Raw genomic sequence first — 18,710 nt, 5'->3', positions numbered from 1 at the left:
GTGCCAGACGCCCGTCCGGCCGAAGCCCGTCCGACGAGAGCACCCACGTGGACCCTGAGAACCTGACCCGCGCGGCGGCGACGCTGCCCGACCGGCGGGAGGCCCCCGGCTGGTCGGCCGGGGCGGTGTGGCCCTCCCGCCCCGCCGCCCCCGCGCGGACCCTGGTGGACGTCCTCGACGCCGCCGTCCGCCGCCACCCGCTGGCCCCCGCCCTGGACACCGAGGACCAGGGCGTCCTCGACTACCGGGCCTTGCGCGCGGCGGCCGGGGCGCTGGCCGCCGCGCTCGCGGGCCGGGGCATCGGCCCCGGGGACCGCGTCGGCGTCCGGATCCCCTCCGGCACCGCCGGGCTCTACCTGGCCGTCCTCGGCGTGCTCTGCTCCGGCGCCGCCTACGTCCCGGTGGACGTGGACGACCCGGACGAGCGGGCCGAGGCGATCTGGGCGGACGCCGGGGTCTGCGCGGTGCTCGGCCCCGACGGCGGCTGCCTGCCCGGTCCGGCCCCGGCCGGGGGCCGCTCCCGGCCGCCGGTCCCCGCCGACGACGCCTGGGTGATCTTCACCTCCGGTACCACCGGCCGCCCCAAGGGGGTCGCCGTCAGCCACCGCTCGGCGGCGGCCTTCGTCGACGCCGAGGCCGGGCTGTTCCTGCGGGACGCCCCGCTCGGCCCCGGCGACCGGGTGCTGGCGGGCCTCTCGGTGGCCTTCGACGCCTCCTGCGAGGAGATGTGGCTGGCCTGGCGCAACGGCGGCTGCCTGGTCCCGGCGCCGCGCTCGCTGGTGAAGTCCGGAGCCGACCTGGGGCCCTGGCTGGTGGAGCGGGGCATCACCGCCGTCTCCACGGTGCCGACGCTGGCGGCGCTGTGGCCGCCCGGGGCGCTGGACCGGGTCCGGCTGCTGATCGTCGGCGGCGAGGCCTGCCCGGCCGAGCTGGTGGACCGGCTGGACGTGCCCGGGCGGGAGTTCTGGAACACCTACGGCCCGACCGAGACCACCGTCGTCGCCTGCGGCGCGCCGCTTCGGGCCGGACAGCCGGTACGCATCGGCCGCCCGCTGGACGGCTGGGAGCTGGCCGTGGTCGGCCCCGACGGCGAACCCGTCGCCTGGGGCGAGGTGGGCGAACTGGTGATCGGGGGCGTGGGCGCGGCCCGCTACCTTGACCCGGCCAAGGACGCCGAGAAGTTCCGCCGCCATCCGGCGCTGCCCGGCGCCCGCAGCTACCGCAGCGGCGACCTGGTCCTGGCCGACCCGGAGGGGCTGGTCTACCTCGGCCGCGCCGACGAGCAGGTCAAGCTCGGCGGACGGCGGGTCGAGCTCGGCGAGATCGACGCCGCCCTGGCCGCCCTGCCCGGCGTCCGCTCGGCCGCCGCCGCGGTGCGCACCGCCCCGGCCGGGGGCCGGCTGCTGGTCGGCTACCTGGTGCTGGACCCGGCGGCGGCCAGTGGACCGGCCGCGCTGGCGGCGCTCCGGGCCCGGCTGGCCGAGCGGCTGCCGGCCGCGCTGGTCCCGGTGCTCGCGGCGCTGCCCGCGCTGCCCACCCGGACCTCGGGCAAGGTCGACCGCCAGGCGCTGCCCTGGCCGCTGCCCGGAGCCGACACCGCCGCGCCCGGAGCCGAGCCGCGCGGCACCGCCGCCTGGCTGGCCGAGCGCTGGCGGGAGCTGCTGGGCGTCCCGGTCGCCGAGGACAGCGACTTCTTCGCCCTCGGCGGCACCAGCCTGGCCGCCGCCCAACTGGTCTCGCTGCTGCGCGAACGCCACCCCGGGGTGTCCGTCGCCGACCTCTACCACCGGCCCCGGCTCGGCGACCTGGCGCTCCACCTCGACCGCTCCCGGCCCCGTCGCACCGACCGGACCGACCCCGAGCCCGCGGCCGGGCGGCCGCGCCGGGTGCGCCCGGTGCCCCGCCGGGCCGGGGCCTACCAGGCGGCGGTGCTGGCGGTGCTGCAACTGCTGCGCGGACTGCGCTGGCTGCTCGCGCTGGCGGTCGCGGACAACCTGGTCGGACCGCTGCCGTGGACCAGGCCCAGCCCGTGGTGGCTGCTCGCGGTCGGCTGGCTGGTGCTGGCCAGCCCGTTCGGCCGGGCCGCCATCGGCGCGGGCGGGGCCAGGCTGCTCACCCTCGGGCTGCGCCCGGGCACCCACCCACGCGGCGGGGTCACCCATCTGCGGCTGTGGACCGCCGAACGGCTGGCCGCCGCGTTCAGCGGCGCCGCCGTGCTCGGCACCCCGCTCGCCGCGCGCTACGCCCGGATGCTCGGCTGCACCGTCGGCCCGGACGTCCACCTGCACGCCATGCCCCCGGTCACCGGCCTGGCCGAGTTCGGCGCGGGCTGCTCGCTGGAGCCCGAGGTGGACGCCGCCGGGTGGTGGCTGGACGGCGACCTGCTGCGGCTCGGCGCGGTCCGGGTCGGGCCCGGCGCGCGGGTCGGCACCCGCGCCGTGCTGATGCCGGGCGCGGACGTCGGCGCGGGCGCGGACGTCGCGCCCGGCAGCTGCGTCACCGGCCGGGTGCCCGCCGGGCAGCGCTGGCACGGCTCCCCGGCCCGCCCCGACCCGGCCCCGGCGGCCGACCCCTGGCCGGCCCCCCGGCACGTCCGCTCCCGGGCCTGGACGGCCGCCTACGCGCTGTCCCTGCCGCTGCTCGGCGGGCTGCCGCTGCTGGCCGCGCTGCCCGCGCTGCTGGTGCTCTACCGGCTCGCCGACGGGCAGCGCCGCTACGGGGTGGTGGTGGCCCGGCTGTTGGCCGCCTCGGCGCCGCTGACGCTGCTGACGCTGCTGCTGTACGCGCTGCTGACGGCGGGTCTGGTGCGGCTGCTCTCGCGGGCGGTCACCCCCGGGCTGCACCCGGCGACCGGCCGCGCCGCCTGGTGCGCCTGGGCCGTGCTCAACCTGATGTCGGCCGCCAGGACCGTGCTGTTCCCGCTGTACGCCGGGCTGTTGACGCCCGCGTGGCTGCGGCTGCTCGGGGCCCGGGTCGGCCGCCGGGTCGAGGCGTCCACCGTGCTCGGGCTGCCCGGGCTGATGCGGGTGGACGACTACGCCTTCCTGGCGGACGACACCCTGCTGGCGCCGTACGAGGTGCGCGGCGGCTGGCTGCGGCTCGGCCGGGCGCGGGTCGGCCGCCGCTCCTTCGTCGGCAACTCCGGCATCGTCGGCCCCGGCCGCTCGCTGCCCGCGGACTCCCTGGTCGGCGTGCTCTCGGACGCCCCGCCGACGGAGCGCGGCGGAGCCGCCGACGGGCGCGGCGGCTCCTGGCTCGGCCGTCCCGGCTTCCCGGTGCGGCGGATCCCGGAGCAGGTGGACGCCGCGCGCAGCTACGACCCGCCCCGGCGGCTGGTCCGGGCCCGGGCCGCGGTCGAGCTGTGCCGGCTGCTGCCGGTGCTGCTGAGCGTGCTGCTGGGGGACCTGGCGGTGGCCGGGGCGCAGCGGCTGCTGGACCGCTCCGGAGCGCTGTGGTGCGTGCTGGGCGCGGGCGGGCTGCTGCTCGGTTGCGGGGTGACCGCCTGCCTGCTGACCACTGCCGCCAAATGGCTGCTGCTCGGCCGCTACCGGGTCGGTCGGCGCCCGCTGTGGAGTTCCTTCGTCTGGCGCAACGAGCTGTTCGACGCCTGGGTCGAGGAGCTGGCCATGCCCTGGCTCGGTGCGGGACTGGTCGGCACGCCGTTCCTCAACCTCTGGCTGCGCAGCCTGGGCGCGCGGATCGGCCGCGGGGTGTGGTGCGAGACCCACTGGCTGCCGGAGCTGGACCTGGTCCGGCTGGGGGAGGGGGCCAGCGTCAACCGGGGGGTGGTGGTGCAGACCCACCTGTTCCACGACCGGCTGCTGCGGATGGACCGGATCACCGTGGGCGCCGGGGCGACCGTGGGGCCGCACTCGATCGTGCTGCTCGGCTCGGAGCTGGGGGAGGCGGCGGTGGTGGGGCCGTCCTCGCTGGTGATGCGCGGCGAGTCGGTGCCGCCGCGGGGCCGCTGGCTGGGCAACCCGGTGGCGGCCTGGCCGGAGCCCCGCTGACGGGAGGCGGGGCCGGGAAATGAAGCGAGGCCCTGCCGACCGGGGGGGAGGGTCGGCAGGGCCTCTCAGACCTGCTCCGGCCGTCGGGGGGAGTCGGCCGGAGCAGGGGCTCTGGGTGCGGGCGGTGCCCGCGTGCATCGCACGAGCGGTTGCCCTCGGATCCGACGGTATCAAACTGTCGGGCCCGTGGAGCACCAAGTGGAGCGTGCGTTGCCTCGGAAAATACACCGTCGTGTTCGGTGCCCGGTGTACTCGATCAAGGGCTGATCAGCTGTACGGCGAGGTGCCGCGGGTGGTCCTGCGGTCCTGCCGTTCCGGGGGTGTGATGCCCGTTACAGGCACAACCCCCGGACCCCCGGTGGTGCTTGAGTGTGTGTCAGGCCGTGCGGGCACGGTTGCGGGCGGCCCTGCGCTTCATCGCGCGGCGCTCGTCCTCGCTCATACCGCCCCAGACACCGGCGTCCTGCCCGGTCTCCAGGGCCCACTGCAGGCAGCTTTCCATCACGGGACAGCGACGGCACACGGCCTTCGCTTCCTCGATCTGCAGCAGGGCCGGCCCCGTGTTGCCAATGGGGAAGAACAGCTCGGGGTCCTCTTCCCGGCAGACAGCGCGGTGGCGCCAGTCCATGGTGATCCAACTCCTCCTGCCTGCGGGTTCATCCCACAGACACTGGTTGCTTGTGAATGTGAACGCTTTCACGAATCCAGGGGCGGACGCAGGGCCGACAGATGAGTCGACACAAGGGTGCTCGCAGCGTTGCGGGTGGGTTCGGGCGACTTGGGCGGGTGTCCGGTGACGGACTGTCCCGATCGCCAGGTAAAGGTTCGCAAACCTCGACCCCGGATACAACCCCCTTCGGGAAGTAAATTTTGATTCCTTGGTGTCGGCTAGGTCACACCCTGTACTTCTATGGAGTGAAGGGGGGTGTGCGTTCGAGAAGAAGGAGATTGACCCCTTCCAGTCACACAATCACACGCAGTGCGCGGCCTACGCCTGAGAACCTGACTTGGTTCCGCTCTCCAAGATGGTCTCCATCGACCTGAAATGGCAGCGGTTCCTGCGAATGCAAGGTGAATTCGCCGAGGTCGTGATAAGCGACCACGTGTTTGCCATGCGGGCCCGCCCCGGAGGCGTCCAGCAGCTGCGGGATCGTGCGCAGCGTCTGAACGAGTGACATCCGGGTCAGCCCGAAGATGTCCAGGCTCGTGTCGAAGGTGGCGTCGGGCGAGGCGTAGACCGGGCGGTTGCCGAGGAAGGTCCACGGAGAGGTGTTCGACACTATGGACACGACCAGTCCGTCCACAGGATCCGCACCCGGGACACTCAGCGTGATCGGCCCCGCCTTGCGGTGCTCCTTCACCCCGAAGTAGTGACGCACCGCCTGGTTGACGTACAGGGTGTGGGTCGACCGGCGACCGCTGCGGCGGTGCTGCTCCACCCGGCCGACCACACCGGCGTCGAAGCCGAAGCCCGCGGTGAAGGTGAACCAGCGGTCCGGCAGGCCCTCGCTGCTCGCCACACCGAGCCCGATCGTCCGCTCGCGTCCGGCCGCGAGCGCGTCCAGCAGCACGCTGGTCGCCTCCACCGGATCGTTCGGCAGGCCCAGCGCCCGGGCGAAGACATTGGTGCTGCCGCCGGGGACCACGGCCAGCCGGGGCAGGTCCTCGGCCGGGCCCTCCGCGAGCAGTCCGTTGACGACCTCGTTGACGGTGCCGTCGCCGCCGAGCGCGACCACCAGGTCGACGTTGCCGGAGGCGGTCGCCTCCCGGGCCAGATCGCGCGCGTGGCCCCGGTAGCCGGTGCCGACGACGTCCAACTTCAGGTCGCTGGCCAGCGCGTGGGCGAGCACGTCCCTGGTCCGTCCACTGGTGGTGGTGGCCTTCGGATTGAAGACCAGGAGGGCACGCATGGGTTCAGCTTACCTACCGGCAGGCTTGCTGCTTTTTCGGGCCGACCGGTGCCGGGAGGTGGGTCGCCGGAGCGGTCCGCGCGGATGCGGCTAGCCTGGACCGGTGACTGCTGAATCCGCCCCGCCGCTGACCCCCGGGACCCGTGCCGCCCGCCCCCGGACGCTGACGGCCGGGGCCGCCATGGCCGTGCTGCTGGGCGCGGCGATCTCGCTGTACGGGGTGTACCTGGTGGTCACCGCGGTGACCTCGACCACCCACTCCGACCTCGGCAGCACCGCCTTCGGCGGCGCGATCGTGGTGCTGATGGGGCTGCTGCCGCTGTTCGCCGGGCGGGCGCTGTTCCAGCTCAAGCGCTGGGGCCGGAGCCCGGCGGTGCTGATGGACACGCTCTGCCTGGCCGTCGCCTACGTCGCGCTGCGCGGCACCGGCGCGGACGTCCCGCTGGGGATGCTGGCGGCGGTGTTCGGGGTCACCGGGATCGTGCTGCTGCTGCACCCGAAGACCACGGCGGCGCTGTGGCCCGAGGGCGGCAAGCAGCCCGGCGCCCGGGACTGACCCCGGCGCCGGGCCGCCTCCCGCCCGGTCACTCCTCGATCAGCAGCCGGTCCCGCAGCTGCGCCAGCGTACGCGCCAGCAGCCGGGAGACGTGCATCTGCGAGATGCCCACCTCGGCGGCGATCTGCGACTGGGTCATGTTGCGGAAGAACCGCAGCACCAGGATCCGCTGCTCCCGCTGCGGCAGCTGGGCCAGCAGCGGCTTGAGCGACTCGCGGTACTCCACCCCCTCCAGCGCGTCGTCCTCCGCGCCCAGGGTGTCGGCGACGGCCGGCGACTCGTCGTCGGTGTCGGGGACGTCCAGCGAGAGCGTGCTGTACGCGTTGGCGGACTCCAGGCCCTCCAGCACCTCCTCCTCGGAGATGCCCAGGCGCTCGGCCAGCTCGTGCACCGTGGGGGAGCGGCCGTGCTGCTGGGACAGCTCGCCGGTGGCCGTGGTCAGCGCCAGCCGGAGCTCCTGGAGCCGCCGCGGCACCCGCACCGCCCAGCCCTTGTCCCGGAAGTGCCGCTTGATCTCACCGACGATGGTGGGCGTGGCGTAGGTGGAGAACTCCACCCCCCGGTCCACGTCGAACCGGTCCACGGACTTGATCAGACCGATGGTGGCGACCTGGGTGAGGTCGTCCAGCGGCTCGCCCCGGTTGCGGAAGCGCCGGGCCAGGTGCTCGACCAGCGGGATGTGCATCCGCACCAGCTGGTTGCGCAGCTCGACCCGCTCCGGGGACTCCCGGGGCAGCGCCGCGAGCTGGACGAACAGGGCGCGCGCCGCCTCCCGGTCGGGGGCGCCGTGGCGCGGTGTGCCGACCGGACGGCCGCCGCCCCAGACGTGCGGCTCCGCGGCGGCGGAGTGCTCGGCGTCCGCCGCGGGCCCCGCCTCGCCGCCGACCGCCGGCCCGGCCTCCGTGTCGGCGACGAGGCCGTCCGCCCCCGCGTCGGCCTCCGCCTTGTCGAGGCCGTCGGTCTCGCCGACCACCGCCGACGCCGCCTCGTCGGGACGGTCGGGATCGTCTGCGAACACCCTGTCCTCCGCCTGCTCGGCCCCGGCGTGCACGGACTCCGGGGATGACGACATGCCCACCTGGCCTGGCAGGACGGGTCTGCCCGTGCCGAACCCCGGTCCGGCGGCCTGCAGCCCCGTACCGCTCGCGCGCTCAAGATCACTCACGGCGATCCCCCGCTCCGTTCCGTTCCGGGATCAGTCTTGATTTCTACCGGTGCCTGACCGCGGAACGCGTCGGACACGCGGCGGTGTTCCTCACATGCGGATTCCTCACGGCTGGCCGGGACCCGCGCCGCGCTTCTTGTGCAGGCTGATGCTGACCGTCTTGTCCGGCCCGACCGTCGCCTCCACCTCTCCGGCCAGCGCCGAGAGCACCGTCCAGGCGAAGGTGTCACGCTCCGGGGCGCGCCCGTCGGTGGTCGGGGCCGACACGGTCACCCGCAGCGAGTCGCCCACCAGGCGGAACACGCAGACCAGCACGCTGCCGGAGACCGCCTGCTGCAACAGGATCGCGCAGGCCTCGTCGACCGCGATCCGCAGGTCCTCGATCTCGTCCAGGGTGAAGTCGAGTCTCGCCGCGAGTCCTGCGGTCGCGGTACGCAGGACCGAGAGGTAGGCCCCCGCCGCTGGCAGCCGGACTTCGACGAAGTCCTTCGCGTCGGGCTCGCCGTCGTTCTGGGACACCCTCACCTCCGAATGGTGTTGCTCCGCCGCGGGGCGTCGCCTCCGCCGCGGGTCTCACAGTGCTGTGCTCTGCTGTATGCCCGGGTGACGCTACCGCGATCCGCGCCGCGATGTCGCCGCTCCCGGCGAGGCCGCGGACAGGCTGTCCACGGCCGGTCACTCATGGTAGAACCCCGGGCACGGAGCGTGGCGCCGGGGGGTGGCCGAAACTTTCCGCTGCTCCGAACTGGCGTGAACCGGCCCTCAGTTGGCACCGAGGACGGCCAGTGGTTCACCGGTGAGCCGGAACACCGTCCACTCGTCCATGGGAACCGCCCCCAGCGCCTTGTAGAACCCGATCGAGGGCTCGTTCCAGTCGAGCACCGACCACTCCAGTCGGCCGTATCCGCGCTGGACGCAGATCCGGGCCAGCTCCGTCAGCAGCGCCTTGCCGTGGCCGCCGCCGCGTGCCTGCGGGCGCACGTAGAGGTCCTCCAGGTAGAGGCCGTGAACGCCCTTCCAGGTGGAGAAGTTGAGGAACCACAGGGCGAACCCGACGACCGACCCGGACGTGTCATCCTCGGCGATGTGTGCGAACGCGGCCGGATGCGGGCCGAAGAGGGCGGCGTGCAGTTGCTCCTCGCTCGCCCTGGCGTCCTCCAGCGCGCGCTCGTACTCGGCGAGCTCGCGGACCATGGCGTGGATGGCGGGGACGTCCTCGGGGGTGGCGGGTCGAATCATGGCCCCAGCCTACGGGGCGGCGCCGACGGTCCGGGGCGGTCCGGCTCAGACCAGCCGCTGGTGGGGATAGCACCAGCGCCAGTCCTCGCCCGGTTCGACGGTCCGGATCACCGGGTGCCCGGACTCCTCCGAGTGCGCGGTGGCGTGCCGCCCCGGCGAGGAGTCGCAGCAGGCCACCAGGCCGCAGCTGAGGCACATCCGCAGCTGGACCGGCCGCTGCCCGAGTTCCAGGCAGCGTTGGCAGGTCGCGCTCAGCGGCGCGGGTTCCGGGGAGGGCAGGTCGGCGGTGTGCGAGCAGCCAGCGGGTCCGGGCATGTCAGCCAGCGTACGCGCCCGTTCCGCGCGCCGCCCGGCGTGCCGAGCGCCGCTGTGCTTCGGTGAGCCCATGTCCACCAGTGCCGTGCTGGTCCTCGTCGCGGGCAGCGCCGCCGTCGCCGGCGTGGCCCGGCGGACCGGCTTCTCCGCACCGCTGCTGCTGGTCGCGGCCGGGCTGGCGGCGTCCTACCTGCCCGGAATCCCCGACTACACGCTGGAACCGGAGCTGGTGCTGCCGCTGGTGCTGCCGCCGCTGCTCTACACCTCCGCGCTGGACAGCTCCTACCGTGGACTTCGGGCCAACGTCCGCTCGGTCGCGCTGCTGTCCTTCGGTTACGTACTGTTCAGCACCTTCGCGGTGGGGCTGATCGCCTACGCGGTGATCCCCAGCCTGACCGTGCCCGCGGCCTTCGTCCTCGGCGCGATCGTGGCCCCGCCGGACGCGGTCGCCGCCACCGCCATCGCCCGCCGGGTGGGGCTGCCGTCCAGGCTGGTCACCATCCTGCAGGGGGAGAGCCTGGCCAACGACGCGACCGCGATCACCGCCTACCGGGTGGCCGTGGCCGCCGCCGTCGGCGCGGGCTTCTCCTGGGGCTCCGCGCTCGGCGAGTTCGCGCTGGCCGCGCTCGGCGGGGTGGCCGTCGGGCTGGCGCTGATGGTGCCGCTGCAGTGGGCCCGGTGCCGGATCCGCGACCCGCTGCTGCTGAACACCTTCTCGCTGCTGGTGCCGTTCGCCGCCTACGCGGCGGCGGAGGCGTTCGAGGCCTCCGGGGTGATCGCGGTGGTGGTCGTCGGCCTCTACCTGGGCCACCACGCCCACGTCGTGGACTTCGCGCTGCGGCTCCAGGAGAACGCCGTCTGGAAGATGGTCGCGTTCATCCTGGAGTCGGCCGTCTTCGGCCTGATCGGGCTGCAACTCCCGGTGGTGCTGCGGGCGCTTGGCCACTACTCGACCGTCGACCTGGTGCTCTGGGCGGCGCTGACGCTGGCCTCGGTGATCGTGGTGCGCTTCCTCTGGTGCTGGCCCGCGACCTACCTGCCGTCGATGCTCAGCGCCCGGGTCAGGGACCGCGAGGGCCGTCCGCCCTGGACCAGGCCGCTGGTGGTGGCCTGGGCCGGGATGCGCGGCGTGGTCTCGCTCGCGGTCGCCTTCTCGGTCCCGCACGCCACCGAGGACGGCGGCGCCTTCCCGGACCGTGACCTGATCCTCTACCTGACCTTCGTGGTGGTGATCGGCACCCTGCTGCTGCAGGGGCTGACCCTGCCCGCCCTGGTCCGCGCGCTGCCGCTGGCGAGGGCCGACCCGCGGCAGGAGGTGCTGGTCGAGGCCCAGGCCCAGCACGAGGCGTCCGGCGCGGCGCTGGCCCGGCTGGACGAGCTGCTCGCCGACCCGCGCAACCGGCTGCCCGAGCCGCTGGAGGAGCGGCTGCGCCGGGTGCTCGACCGCCGCCGGAACGCCGTCTGGGAGCGGCTGGGCGCGGACGTGCACGAGGGCAGCGGCGAGTCGGCCGACGCCGTCTACCGCCGCCTGGGCAAGGAGACCATCGCCGCCGAGCGCGGCGTCTTCGTCCGGCTGCGGGACGCCGACCGGATCGACGACGACCTGCTGCGCACCCTGATCCGGCGGCTCGACTTCGAGGAGGCACTGGTCGAGTACGAGGAGGAGTGAGACCGGCCGCTGCCCGGGAAAACGATCGCGCCCGGACCGGACCGCCCCTGGAGGGGCCGCCGACCGGGCGCGCTCGGTGCCGGAGAGGAACCGGAGAAGGTCAGGCCTTCTTGGTCTCCCAGAAGATCCGGTCGATCTCGGCGATGAGGTCCAGCGCCTTCTGGCCGGTCGCCGGGTCGGTCGACGCCTTGGCGGCGCTGAGCGCCTTCAGGGTGTCGTTGACCAGCTGGTGGAGCTGGGGGTAGGTCTCGAAGTGAGGGGCCTTGAAGTAGTCCGACCAGAGCACCGAGACGTGGTGCTTGGCGAGCTCGGCGCGCTCCTCCTTGATGACGGTGGCGCGAGCGCGGAAGTGCGGGTCGTCGTTGGCCTGGTACTTCTCCTGGGTGGCCTTCACCGACTCCGCCTCGATCCGGGCCTGGGCCGGGTCGTAGACGCCGCACGGCAGGTCGCAGTGGGCGTGAACAGTGACCCGCGGAGCAAACAGCCGAGAGAACATGAGAGTCCCTTTCCTGTGATCGTCTTCCCGGGACGAGATTACCCCCGTTCCGGCTCCTGATCCTGTCCGGCCCGTGGTCCTAGGGCAAAAGCCTTAGGAACCGTGGACTTCGGCCCTCGGTCGGCGAAGATGGAACCGACGGACAGGCGCGTGGAGGCAGGCGAGGGTGAACGGCATGGCGGAACACACGAACGACCCTGCCCCGGGAGCCCTGCCGCAGGAACCGCCGGAGGGCGGCCGGTCGCCAGGGGTGTACGGGCTGCTCGATGTTGACGGTCCCTCGATGGCGCCCACGCTGAGCCACGGCGACAGGCTGCTCTGCCGCTACGGCGCGGTGCTGCGGCCCGGGGCGATCGTGGTCGCCCGGCACCCGCTGCGGCAGGAGCTGCTGCTGGTCAAGCGGGCGGCCGAACGGCGGGGCGACGGCTGGTGGTTGCTCTCCGACAACAGCCTGGTGGAGGGCGACAGCCGGGACTTCGGCGTGGTGCCGGACGAGTTGGTGCTCGGCCGGGTGCTGTGCCGACTGCGCCCGAGGCCCGCCTGGCTGGCCCCGGCCCGCTGGTGGTCGCCGCTGCTGCGGCGCGCGCCGTACGCGGTCGCCCGGCGGCTGGGCGCGCTCCCGCCGCCCGGCTGACGTCCGGCTGACGTCCGGGCTACGCCTGCTCGGCCGCGGCCTCGCGCTTGCGGGCCCGGTAGGCGGCCACGTTGGCGCGGGTGGCGCAGCGGTCCGAGCAGTAGCGGCGGGACCGGTTGGTGGAGGTGTCCAGGTAGGCGTTGCGGCAGGGCGCGGCCTGGCAGATACCGAGCCGGTCCACCCCGTGCTCGGTCAGGTGCACCGCCAGTCCCATCCCCGCCAGCGCCGCGTACAGCGCGGTCGCGGTGCTGGAGTTCTCGGCCAGGTGCAGGTGCCAGTGGGTGCGGCCGTCCGGGTCCAGCAGGCCGTGGCCGGAGACGATCGGGCTGATCGGGTACTCGGTGAGCAGTTCGTTGAGCAGGTTCACCGCGCGGCTCTCGTCGCCCTCGGCGGCGGACTCGAACACGGCCCGCAGTCGCACCCGGACCGAGCGCAGCCGCGGCAGGTCGGACTCGTCGGCCAGCCGCATCCCCCGGCTGCCCCGGCTGAACAGGGCCCGGACCGCCTCGACGGTGGTCAGCCCGTCCCGCTGCCGGGCCGGCTCCTCGGTGTTCACCAGGCGCACGGCCATCTCCGCGTAGGAGGCGAGTTCCATGGGTTCCTGATCCTCGATGACTGCCGGGTGGTGGCCGTGGTAACGGCCACTCTGGCACAAGCCTATGACGCGGTGGTTTCCGCGCGGGCGCGTCCGGGCCCGGTCCCCACTGTGGAGGGACCGGGGCCGGAGGACCGGGTCAGTGTCCCAGAGCGCCCACCGGCGCCGGTGCGTGGGGTCGCGGACCGGTGAGACGCAGCGCACAGGTGTGCCAAAACCGGACAGGTCACCCCCCGCTTCCCATGCCGGGAGCGATCTGTGCCAAAATCCTGTAACGGGTGACCCCCGTGTATGAGCAGGCCACCGGATCGGGACCGATCCGGACTGCGCTCAGGACCGGAAGCCGGCACACAGGCTCCGGAGCCGAGGCGCTGCCCAGCCCGTCTGCTCGCCCGCACTGTCGCGAGTCACCCGTCCCCTCCCACGTCCGCCCCGTGTCCCACGGGCGATGGCTCACACCCGCATCACTCGTACGAGTGCAGTTTGCGCCGCCTGTGCGGGCGGATCGAACGAATGGGCGGCGAATGAAGCCTTCGTTGCGCGGACGAAAACACAACAGTGCGGCAGCGGGGTCCCGACTACTGTCGAGACCGGCACCGACCGGAAGAACCACAGCTCAACCCACCCTCATTGCGAGACCGCCGCCGCTCCCACGCGGCGCGCGGCCTCCACGGACGACGACGAAGAGGTCATCGTGGCAGCCGAGATCATCAGCCCCCGAACCCTGAACGAGCAGGACCCGATCGATCCTGCCTTCGCGCTGCACCGCGGCGGGAAGATGGAGATCAGTGCGACCGTTCCGGTGCGCGACGCGGACGACCTCTCCCTGGCGTACACCCCCGGCGTGGCCCGGGTCTGCACCGCGATCGCCGAGCAGCCGGAGCTGGTGCACGACTACACCTGGACGTCCAACGTGGTCGCGGTGGTCACCGACGGCACCGCCGTGCTCGGCCTCGGCGACATCGGCCCCGCCGCCTCGCTGCCGGTGATGGAGGGCAAGGCGATCCTGTTCAAGCAGTTCGGCGGGGTGGACGCGATCCCGATCGCGCTGGACACCACCGACGTGGACGAGATCATCGAGACCGTGGTCCGGCTCGCCCCGTCCTTCGGCGGTGTCAACCTGGAGGACATCTCCGCCCCCCGCTGCTTCGAGATCGAGCGCCGGCTCCAGGACGCCCTGGACATCCCGGTCTTCCACGACGACCAGCACGGCACCGCCGTGGTCACCCTGGCCGCGCTGCGCAACGCCGCCAAGCTCACCGGCCGCACCCTGGCCGACCTGCGCGCGGTGATCTCCGGCGCGGGCGCGGCCGGGATCGCCATCGCCAAGATCCTGGTCGGCGCGGGCATCGGCGACGTCGTGCTCTGCGACCGCAAGGGCGCCGTGCACGTCGGCCGCAACGACCTGACCGACGTCAAGCGGGAGATCGCCGAGCTGACCAACCGGGGCGGCCTCTCCGGCTCGCTGGCGGACGTGCTCGCGGGCGCTGACGTCTTCATCGGCGTCTCCGGCGGGACGGTGCCGGAGGCCGCGGTCGCCAGCATGGCCGCCGACTGCCTGATCTTCGCGATGGCCAACCCCGACCCCGAGGTCCACCCGGACGTCGCGCACAAGTACGCGGCCGTGGTCGCCACCGGGCGCAGCGACTTCCCGAACCAGATCAACAACGTGCTGGCGTTCCCGGGCATCTTCGCGGGCGCGCTCCAGGTCCGGGCCCGCCGGATCACCGAGGGCATGAAGATCGCCGCCGCCGACGCGCTGGCCGGCCTGGTCGGTGACGACCTGACGGCCGCGAAGGTCATTCCCAGCCCGTTCGACCCGCGGGTCGCCGAGGCGGTCACCAAGGCCGTCGCCGCCGCGGCCCGTGCCGAGGGCGTCGCGAGGCGCTAGGGTCCACAGCTGAGCGGTCCGGGTCCCGGGGGCGTGCCTGCCCCCGGGCCCCCGGCCGCCCGCGCCCGGCCGCCTCCCGGCTGCCCCTCGGCTCCGTCGGCACGGGCGGACGGGACGGCGCCAGCCGACGTATGTCACACCGCGCCGTGGTTCCGTCCGGCGCCGCGACCGCCCTAGGGTCGGACCATGTTCGCTGCCTACGCTGCCCGGATCAACGCCGACGACCCGCTGAGCGGGCTTGAGTTGGGCGAGCGCCCCGAGCCGGAGCCGCGCCCCGGCTGGAGCGTCGTCACGGTCAGGGCCGCCAGCCTGAACCACCACGACCTGTGGTCGCTGCGCGGGGTCGGCCTCCCGGCCGAGAGACTGCCGATGATCCTCGGCTGCGACGCCGCCGGGATCGACCAGGACGGCAACGAGGTCGTGCTGCACTCGGTCATCGGCCAGACCGGCCACGGCGTCGGCCCGGACGAGCCGCGCTCCATCCTGACCGAGCGCTACCAGGGCACCTTCGCCCAGCAGGTCGCCGTGCCGACCTGGAACCTGCTGCCCAAGCCGGCCGGGCTGTCCTTCGCGGAGGCCGCCTGCCTGCCCACGGCCTGGCTCACGGCGTACCGGATGCTGTTCACCAACGCGGGCGTCCGGCCCGGCGACACGGTGCTGGTCCAGGGCGCGGGCGGCGGCGTCGCCACCGCGCTGATCGTCCTCGGCAAGGCCGCCGGACTGCGGATGTGGGCCACCAGCCGGGACGAGGCCAAGCGCGCCCGGGCGCTGGAGCTGGGCGCGGACGCGGTCTTCGGCAGCGGCGCGCGGCTGCCCGAGCGGGTGGACGCGGTGATGGAGACGGTCGGCGCGGCCACCTGGGCGCACTCGGTGAAGTCGCTGCGCCCCGGCGGCACCATCGTCATCTCCGGCGCCACCAGCGGCCCCAACCCGCCGGCCGAGCTGACCCGGATCTTCTTCCTGGAGCTGAAGGTGGTCGGCTCGACCATGGGCACCAAGGAGGAGCTGGCGGGCCTGCTCTCGCTCTGCGCCACCACCGGCGTCCGCCCGGTGATCGACACCGTGCTCCCGCTGGCCGACGCCCGCGAGGGCTTCGCCCGGATGGCCGAGGGCGACCTGTTCGGCAAGGTCGTGCTCACGCCCTGAGCGGGCAGCGGGCAGCCGGTGCCGCCGTGCGGTCGTCGGCACCGGCTGTCGGCTGAGCCGTGAGCGCGGGGCCGCTCAGCCGCGCAGGCGGCGGGCGGCCTCGGCCAGGACGGCGCGGGCGCGGGACAGGTCGTGGGCGGTGAAGCCCTGGTCCCTGGCCTCGTCGCGGACCTCGTCCCGGAACCGGTCGAGCAGCCCGGTCAGTTCGCGCAGCGGCTGGCCCGACGGGTCGGTCTCGGTCCAGCCCGGCAGGTCGGCCGGGGGAGCGTCCTGCGGCGACCCTTCGGCGGCGTCCTCCGGGCCCGGGGCGTCCTTGTCCAGGTCGACCCGCTCGGCGGTGACCGGGCCGGGCCCGGTGCCGGTCGGCGGGTTCCAGCGGGTCGGGTCGGCCAGACCGCTCAGGGTCCGGGTCAGTTCGGCCAGGCCGTCGGCCAGCCCGGTCGGCCAGTCCCCGGTCTTGGCGTGGGCGCGCATCTGCTCGCCCACCCGGTGCGCCTCGGCCCGGAGCTGGTCGCGCACCGCGCGGGTCTGCTCGCGCGCGGCCCGGGCCTCCTCGCGGGCGCTGCGCGCCTGCTCCTTGGCCTGCCGGGTCTGCTCCTTGGCCTGCTCCTTGGCCTGGCGCCACTCCTCCTTGGTGCGCTGCCAGGTCTCCTTGTCCATGCCGGGCCAGGGCCCGTCACCGGCCCAGGTGTGGTCCGCGCTCCAGCCGCTGCCCCGCCGCCGGGACTCCTTGGCGGCGCGCCGCATCTCCTCGCGCAGGTCCTGCGCCGAGTCGCGGACGTCCTCGCGGATCTGGTTCGCCAACTGCGCGACGGAGTCCCGGATCTCGGCCTCCAGGGCGTCGATCTCCGGTGCCCGGGACGCCAGTTCGGCGCGTCCGGCGTCGGTGATCCGGTAGACCTTGCGGCCGCCCTCGACGGTGTGCGAGACCAGCCCCTCCTGCTCCAGCTTGGCCAGGCGCGGGTAGACCGTTCCGGCGGAGGGGGCGTACAGGCCGTGGAAGCGCTCCTCCAGCAGCCGGATCACCTCGTAGCCGTGGCGCGGCGCCTCGTCCAGCAGCTTCAGCAGGTACAGCCGCAGTCGGCCGTGCGCGAATACGGGGCTCATGCCTGGTCCTTCGGGTCTTCGAGCCGGGCGTCGGACTTGGCGAAGCCGATGGCGCGGGGGCCGTCGGCGGGCGCGTCGTCCTCGGTCGCCGGGCGGCGCAGCAGGGCCACCGCGCCGGAAATGGTGGTGATCTTCAGGGTGCCGGTGCCCTTGCCGAGGGTGCCGGTGATCTTCTTGGCTCCCCAGGTGCCGCCGACCCGCAACTGGTCGAAGGCGTTGGAGACGTCGCCGCTGGTGGTGTTGGCCTGCACCTGGGCGTCGGCGGGGGCCGGCAGCCGGACCGCGACCTCACCCGAGACGCTGTTGAGGCTGACGTCGGTGGCGTGGTCGTGGGCGAGGTCGAGGGTCATCGAGCCGCTGATCGAGTTGGCCTTCAGCTTGCCGCTGGTGCCCTCGAACACGGTCAGCTCACCGGAGACGGTGCTGACCTTGAGGTCGCCGGAGACCGACTGCGCCTGGACGTTGCCGCTGACCGCGTTGGCCTCGACCGGTCCGGCCAGCCGGACCAGGGTGATCGCTCCGCTGGCGGTGTGCACGGTGACCGGGCCGGTCGTCCCGGAGACGACCGAGTCGGAGCTGGCGGAGCCGAGCTCGATCCTGGTCCCGGGGGCGACCGCGAGCGAGACCACCGCCCGGCGCTTGGTCCGCCAGCGGTTGATGGCGGCCGGGAGGTCCTTCCAGTTGAAGTCCTTCCACGGCAGGTCGTCGTAGGTGACGGTGAGTTCACCGCCCTCCAGGGTGACCTGGAGTGGCGGGCCGTCGAGTTCGGTGACCTCCAGCCGGGTCGGTCCGTCGACGGCGACGACGTTGACCGCCCCGGCCAGGGTGCGGACCCGCAGCCGGTCCACGGGCTGCTCGATGGTGAGGGTACGCGGTGCGTCGATGGACCATTCGGACATGTCGGACTCCCCGTGGGTGGGTGGACACGTTATGTATCGCGTCTGCTGCTATTCACGATATATCGCGTCCCTGGGAAGTCAAGCCCTCGCGAGCTGTTCCGGGGCTACTCGTCCTCGTCCTCGTCCAGCCGCGCCAGCCAGGTGGCCAGCCGCTCCACCGGAACCTCGAACTCCGGGTTCAGGTCGACGAACTCCCGCAGCCGGTCGGCCAGCCAGTCGAAGCTGACCTCCTCCTCGCCGCGACGGCTCCGCAGCTCCTCGATCCCTCGGTCGGTGAAGTACATCTGTGGTCTCCTGTGACGGATGTGACGGGGGTGACGGTGGCTCCCGCGAAGCGTACGCGCACCGCAGTGTGATCAGATCTGCGAATTCGGATGCTGCATGGTTCGCGTTCTCTCAGACTCGCAGATACCCTGATTCCATGATAACGATGACTGCCACGGAGGTCGGTCGCAGCTTCTCGGCTGTGCTCGATCTGGCCTCCCAGGGCGAGACCATCAACATCACCCGGGGCGGGGAGTTGGTCGCCACCATCAGCCCGCCCGTCCGCGCGAACGGCGCCGCGATCCTCGACGCCTACTCGGCGGCTGTACCCGATCCGGAGTTCGCCGACGCCCTGGAATCCGTGCACCGCGAGCTGAATGCCCCCGGGGAGGCGCGGGACCCATGGGCCGAAGGCTGATCCTCGACACGTGCGTACTGATCGCCTTCGAGCGCGGCAGGCTGAAGCCGGGGGACTTCATCACCCCGGGCGACGACGTCGCACTGGCCGCGGTCACGCTCACTGAACTGCGTGTGGGTGCGCTGCTGGCCGACGAGTCCCGGCGGCCGGTTCGAGACGCTGCCGTGGCGCGCGCCGTAGCGACCTTCGACCTGCTGCACTACACGGACTCGGTCTCCCTCAACCATGCTGAGCTGCTGGTATGGACCCGCCGGAACGGCTCCCCTCGCGGGGCCTTCGACCTGATCATTGCCGCTACCGCCGCCGCCACCGGTCGCACCCTGGTCACCACCGACAACGCCGCCGCCTTCGCCGGCCTGCCCGGAGTGATCGCCGCCACTCCCGGGGAACTCTGAC

The 18,710-nt window shown here is 73.5% G+C and carries 19 protein-coding genes; 8 read left to right on the top strand and 11 right to left on the bottom strand.

Annotated features, from left to right (window positions below; all coding sequences use genetic code 11):
- Positions 1–47 precede the first annotated feature (47 nt).
- Complete coding sequence (locus GXP74_RS34440) at positions 48–4,010, top strand: Pls/PosA family non-ribosomal peptide synthetase (protein WP_370468501.1); 3,963 nt, start codon at positions 48–50, stop codon at positions 4,008–4,010.
- Between the two features lie 376 nt (positions 4,011–4,386).
- Here GXP74_RS34440 and GXP74_RS34435 read toward each other — a convergent pair whose 3' ends face one another.
- Both GXP74_RS34435 and GXP74_RS34430 read right to left on the bottom strand, forming a co-directional pair.
- Complete coding sequence (locus GXP74_RS34435; protein WP_030257455.1) at positions 4,387–4,638, bottom strand: WhiB family transcriptional regulator; 252 nt, start codon at positions 4,636–4,638, stop codon at positions 4,387–4,389.
- A 334-nt stretch (positions 4,639–4,972) separates the two neighbouring features.
- Positions 4,973–5,920, bottom strand: a complete 948-nt coding sequence (locus GXP74_RS34430) for a diacylglycerol kinase family protein (protein WP_182455160.1) — start codon at positions 5,918–5,920, stop codon at positions 4,973–4,975.
- Between the two features lie 103 nt (positions 5,921–6,023).
- Between GXP74_RS34430 and GXP74_RS34425 the strand changes: the two genes are divergently transcribed.
- Positions 6,024–6,476 (top strand): hypothetical protein, encoded by a 453-nt coding sequence (locus tag GXP74_RS34425; protein ID WP_182455159.1) that lies wholly within the window; start codon positions 6,024–6,026, stop codon positions 6,474–6,476.
- 28 nt (positions 6,477–6,504) lie between these two features.
- Here GXP74_RS34425 and GXP74_RS34420 read toward each other — a convergent pair whose 3' ends face one another.
- The 4 genes from GXP74_RS34420 to GXP74_RS34405 form a co-directional block, all read right to left on the bottom strand.
- Entirely contained in the window at positions 6,505–7,548 is a 1,044-nt protein-coding gene (locus tag GXP74_RS34420; protein ID WP_225448395.1) for an RNA polymerase sigma factor SigF, read from the bottom strand.
- A 198-nt stretch (positions 7,549–7,746) separates the two neighbouring features.
- The gene (locus GXP74_RS34415) at positions 7,747–8,160 is read right to left on the bottom strand and encodes an anti-sigma regulatory factor (RefSeq protein ID WP_182456837.1); all 414 of its coding nucleotides are present in this window, start codon (positions 8,158–8,160) and stop codon (positions 7,747–7,749) included.
- A gap of 243 nt (positions 8,161–8,403) precedes the next feature.
- Positions 8,404–8,880: a GNAT family N-acetyltransferase gene (locus GXP74_RS34410; protein WP_182455158.1), complete on the bottom strand. Its 477-nt coding sequence runs from the start codon at positions 8,878–8,880 to the stop codon at positions 8,404–8,406.
- A gap of 45 nt (positions 8,881–8,925) precedes the next feature.
- Entirely contained in the window at positions 8,926–9,195 is a 270-nt protein-coding gene (locus GXP74_RS34405; protein ID WP_225448394.1) for a UBP-type zinc finger domain-containing protein, read from the bottom strand.
- Positions 9,196–9,265: 70 nt separating this feature from the next.
- On the opposite strand from GXP74_RS34405, the gene GXP74_RS34400 reads away from it, so the two are divergent.
- Entirely contained in the window at positions 9,266–10,864 is a 1,599-nt protein-coding gene (locus GXP74_RS34400; RefSeq protein ID WP_182455156.1) for a Na+/H+ antiporter, read from the top strand.
- A gap of 100 nt (positions 10,865–10,964) precedes the next feature.
- Here GXP74_RS34400 and sodN read toward each other — a convergent pair whose 3' ends face one another.
- Positions 10,965–11,360, bottom strand: coding sequence for a superoxide dismutase, Ni (gene sodN, locus GXP74_RS34395; protein WP_182455155.1), 396 nt, complete (start codon positions 11,358–11,360; stop codon positions 10,965–10,967).
- A gap of 175 nt (positions 11,361–11,535) precedes the next feature.
- Here sodN and sodX point away from each other — a divergent pair, with 175 nt between their 5' ends.
- Positions 11,536–11,994 carry a nickel-type superoxide dismutase maturation protease gene (sodX, locus tag GXP74_RS34390; protein WP_182455154.1) on the top strand — a complete coding sequence of 153 codons (459 nt, stop codon included), beginning with the start codon at positions 11,536–11,538 and terminating at the stop codon, positions 11,992–11,994.
- A 19-nt stretch (positions 11,995–12,013) separates the two neighbouring features.
- On the opposite strand, the gene GXP74_RS34385 is transcribed toward sodX, so the two are convergent.
- The gene (locus GXP74_RS34385; RefSeq protein ID WP_182455153.1) at positions 12,014–12,589 is read right to left on the bottom strand and encodes a CGNR zinc finger domain-containing protein; all 576 of its coding nucleotides are present in this window, start codon (positions 12,587–12,589) and stop codon (positions 12,014–12,016) included.
- Between the two features lie 694 nt (positions 12,590–13,283).
- Here GXP74_RS34385 and GXP74_RS34380 point away from each other — a divergent pair.
- Positions 13,284–14,480: an NADP-dependent malic enzyme gene (locus GXP74_RS34380; protein WP_304940926.1), complete on the top strand. Its 1,197-nt coding sequence runs from the start codon at positions 13,284–13,286 to the stop codon at positions 14,478–14,480.
- A 186-nt stretch (positions 14,481–14,666) separates the two neighbouring features.
- Positions 14,667–15,626 carry a zinc-binding dehydrogenase gene (locus GXP74_RS34375; RefSeq protein WP_182455152.1) on the top strand — a complete coding sequence of 320 codons (960 nt, stop codon included), beginning with the start codon at positions 14,667–14,669 and terminating at the stop codon, positions 15,624–15,626.
- 75 nt (positions 15,627–15,701) lie between these two features.
- Here the strand turns inward: GXP74_RS34375 and GXP74_RS34370 are convergent, their stop codons facing one another.
- The 3 genes from GXP74_RS34370 to GXP74_RS34360 form a co-directional block, all read right to left on the bottom strand.
- A complete protein-coding gene (locus tag GXP74_RS34370; RefSeq protein WP_182455151.1) occupies positions 15,702–16,733 on the bottom strand; it encodes a PadR family transcriptional regulator in 1,032 nt (343 codons plus the stop codon).
- The gene (locus GXP74_RS34365; RefSeq protein ID WP_182455150.1) at positions 16,730–17,632 is read right to left on the bottom strand and encodes a DUF4097 family beta strand repeat-containing protein; all 903 of its coding nucleotides are present in this window, start codon (positions 17,630–17,632) and stop codon (positions 16,730–16,732) included. The genes GXP74_RS34370 and GXP74_RS34365 overlap by 4 nt, the downstream gene beginning before the upstream one ends.
- Positions 17,633–17,736: 104 nt before the next feature.
- Positions 17,737–17,916 (bottom strand): DUF6104 family protein, encoded by a 180-nt coding sequence (locus tag GXP74_RS34360; protein WP_182455149.1) that lies wholly within the window; start codon positions 17,914–17,916, stop codon positions 17,737–17,739.
- A 146-nt stretch (positions 17,917–18,062) separates the two neighbouring features.
- On the opposite strand from GXP74_RS34360, the gene GXP74_RS34355 reads away from it, so the two are divergent.
- On the top strand, positions 18,063–18,314 hold the full coding sequence (locus GXP74_RS34355) for a type II toxin-antitoxin system Phd/YefM family antitoxin (protein WP_182455148.1): 252 nt from the start codon (positions 18,063–18,065) through the stop codon (positions 18,312–18,314).
- A complete protein-coding gene (locus tag GXP74_RS34350) occupies positions 18,299–18,709 on the top strand; it encodes a PIN domain-containing protein (RefSeq protein WP_182455147.1) in 411 nt (136 codons plus the stop codon). Before GXP74_RS34355 ends, GXP74_RS34350 begins: the two co-directional genes overlap by 16 nt.
- Position 18,710: the final 1 nt, after the last annotated feature.

The sequence above is a fragment of the Streptacidiphilus sp. P02-A3a genome (assembly GCF_014084105.1).
GTDB lineage: Bacteria > Actinomycetota > Actinomycetes > Streptomycetales > Streptomycetaceae > Streptacidiphilus.
This window is presented reverse-complemented; position numbering and strand designations above follow the sequence as displayed.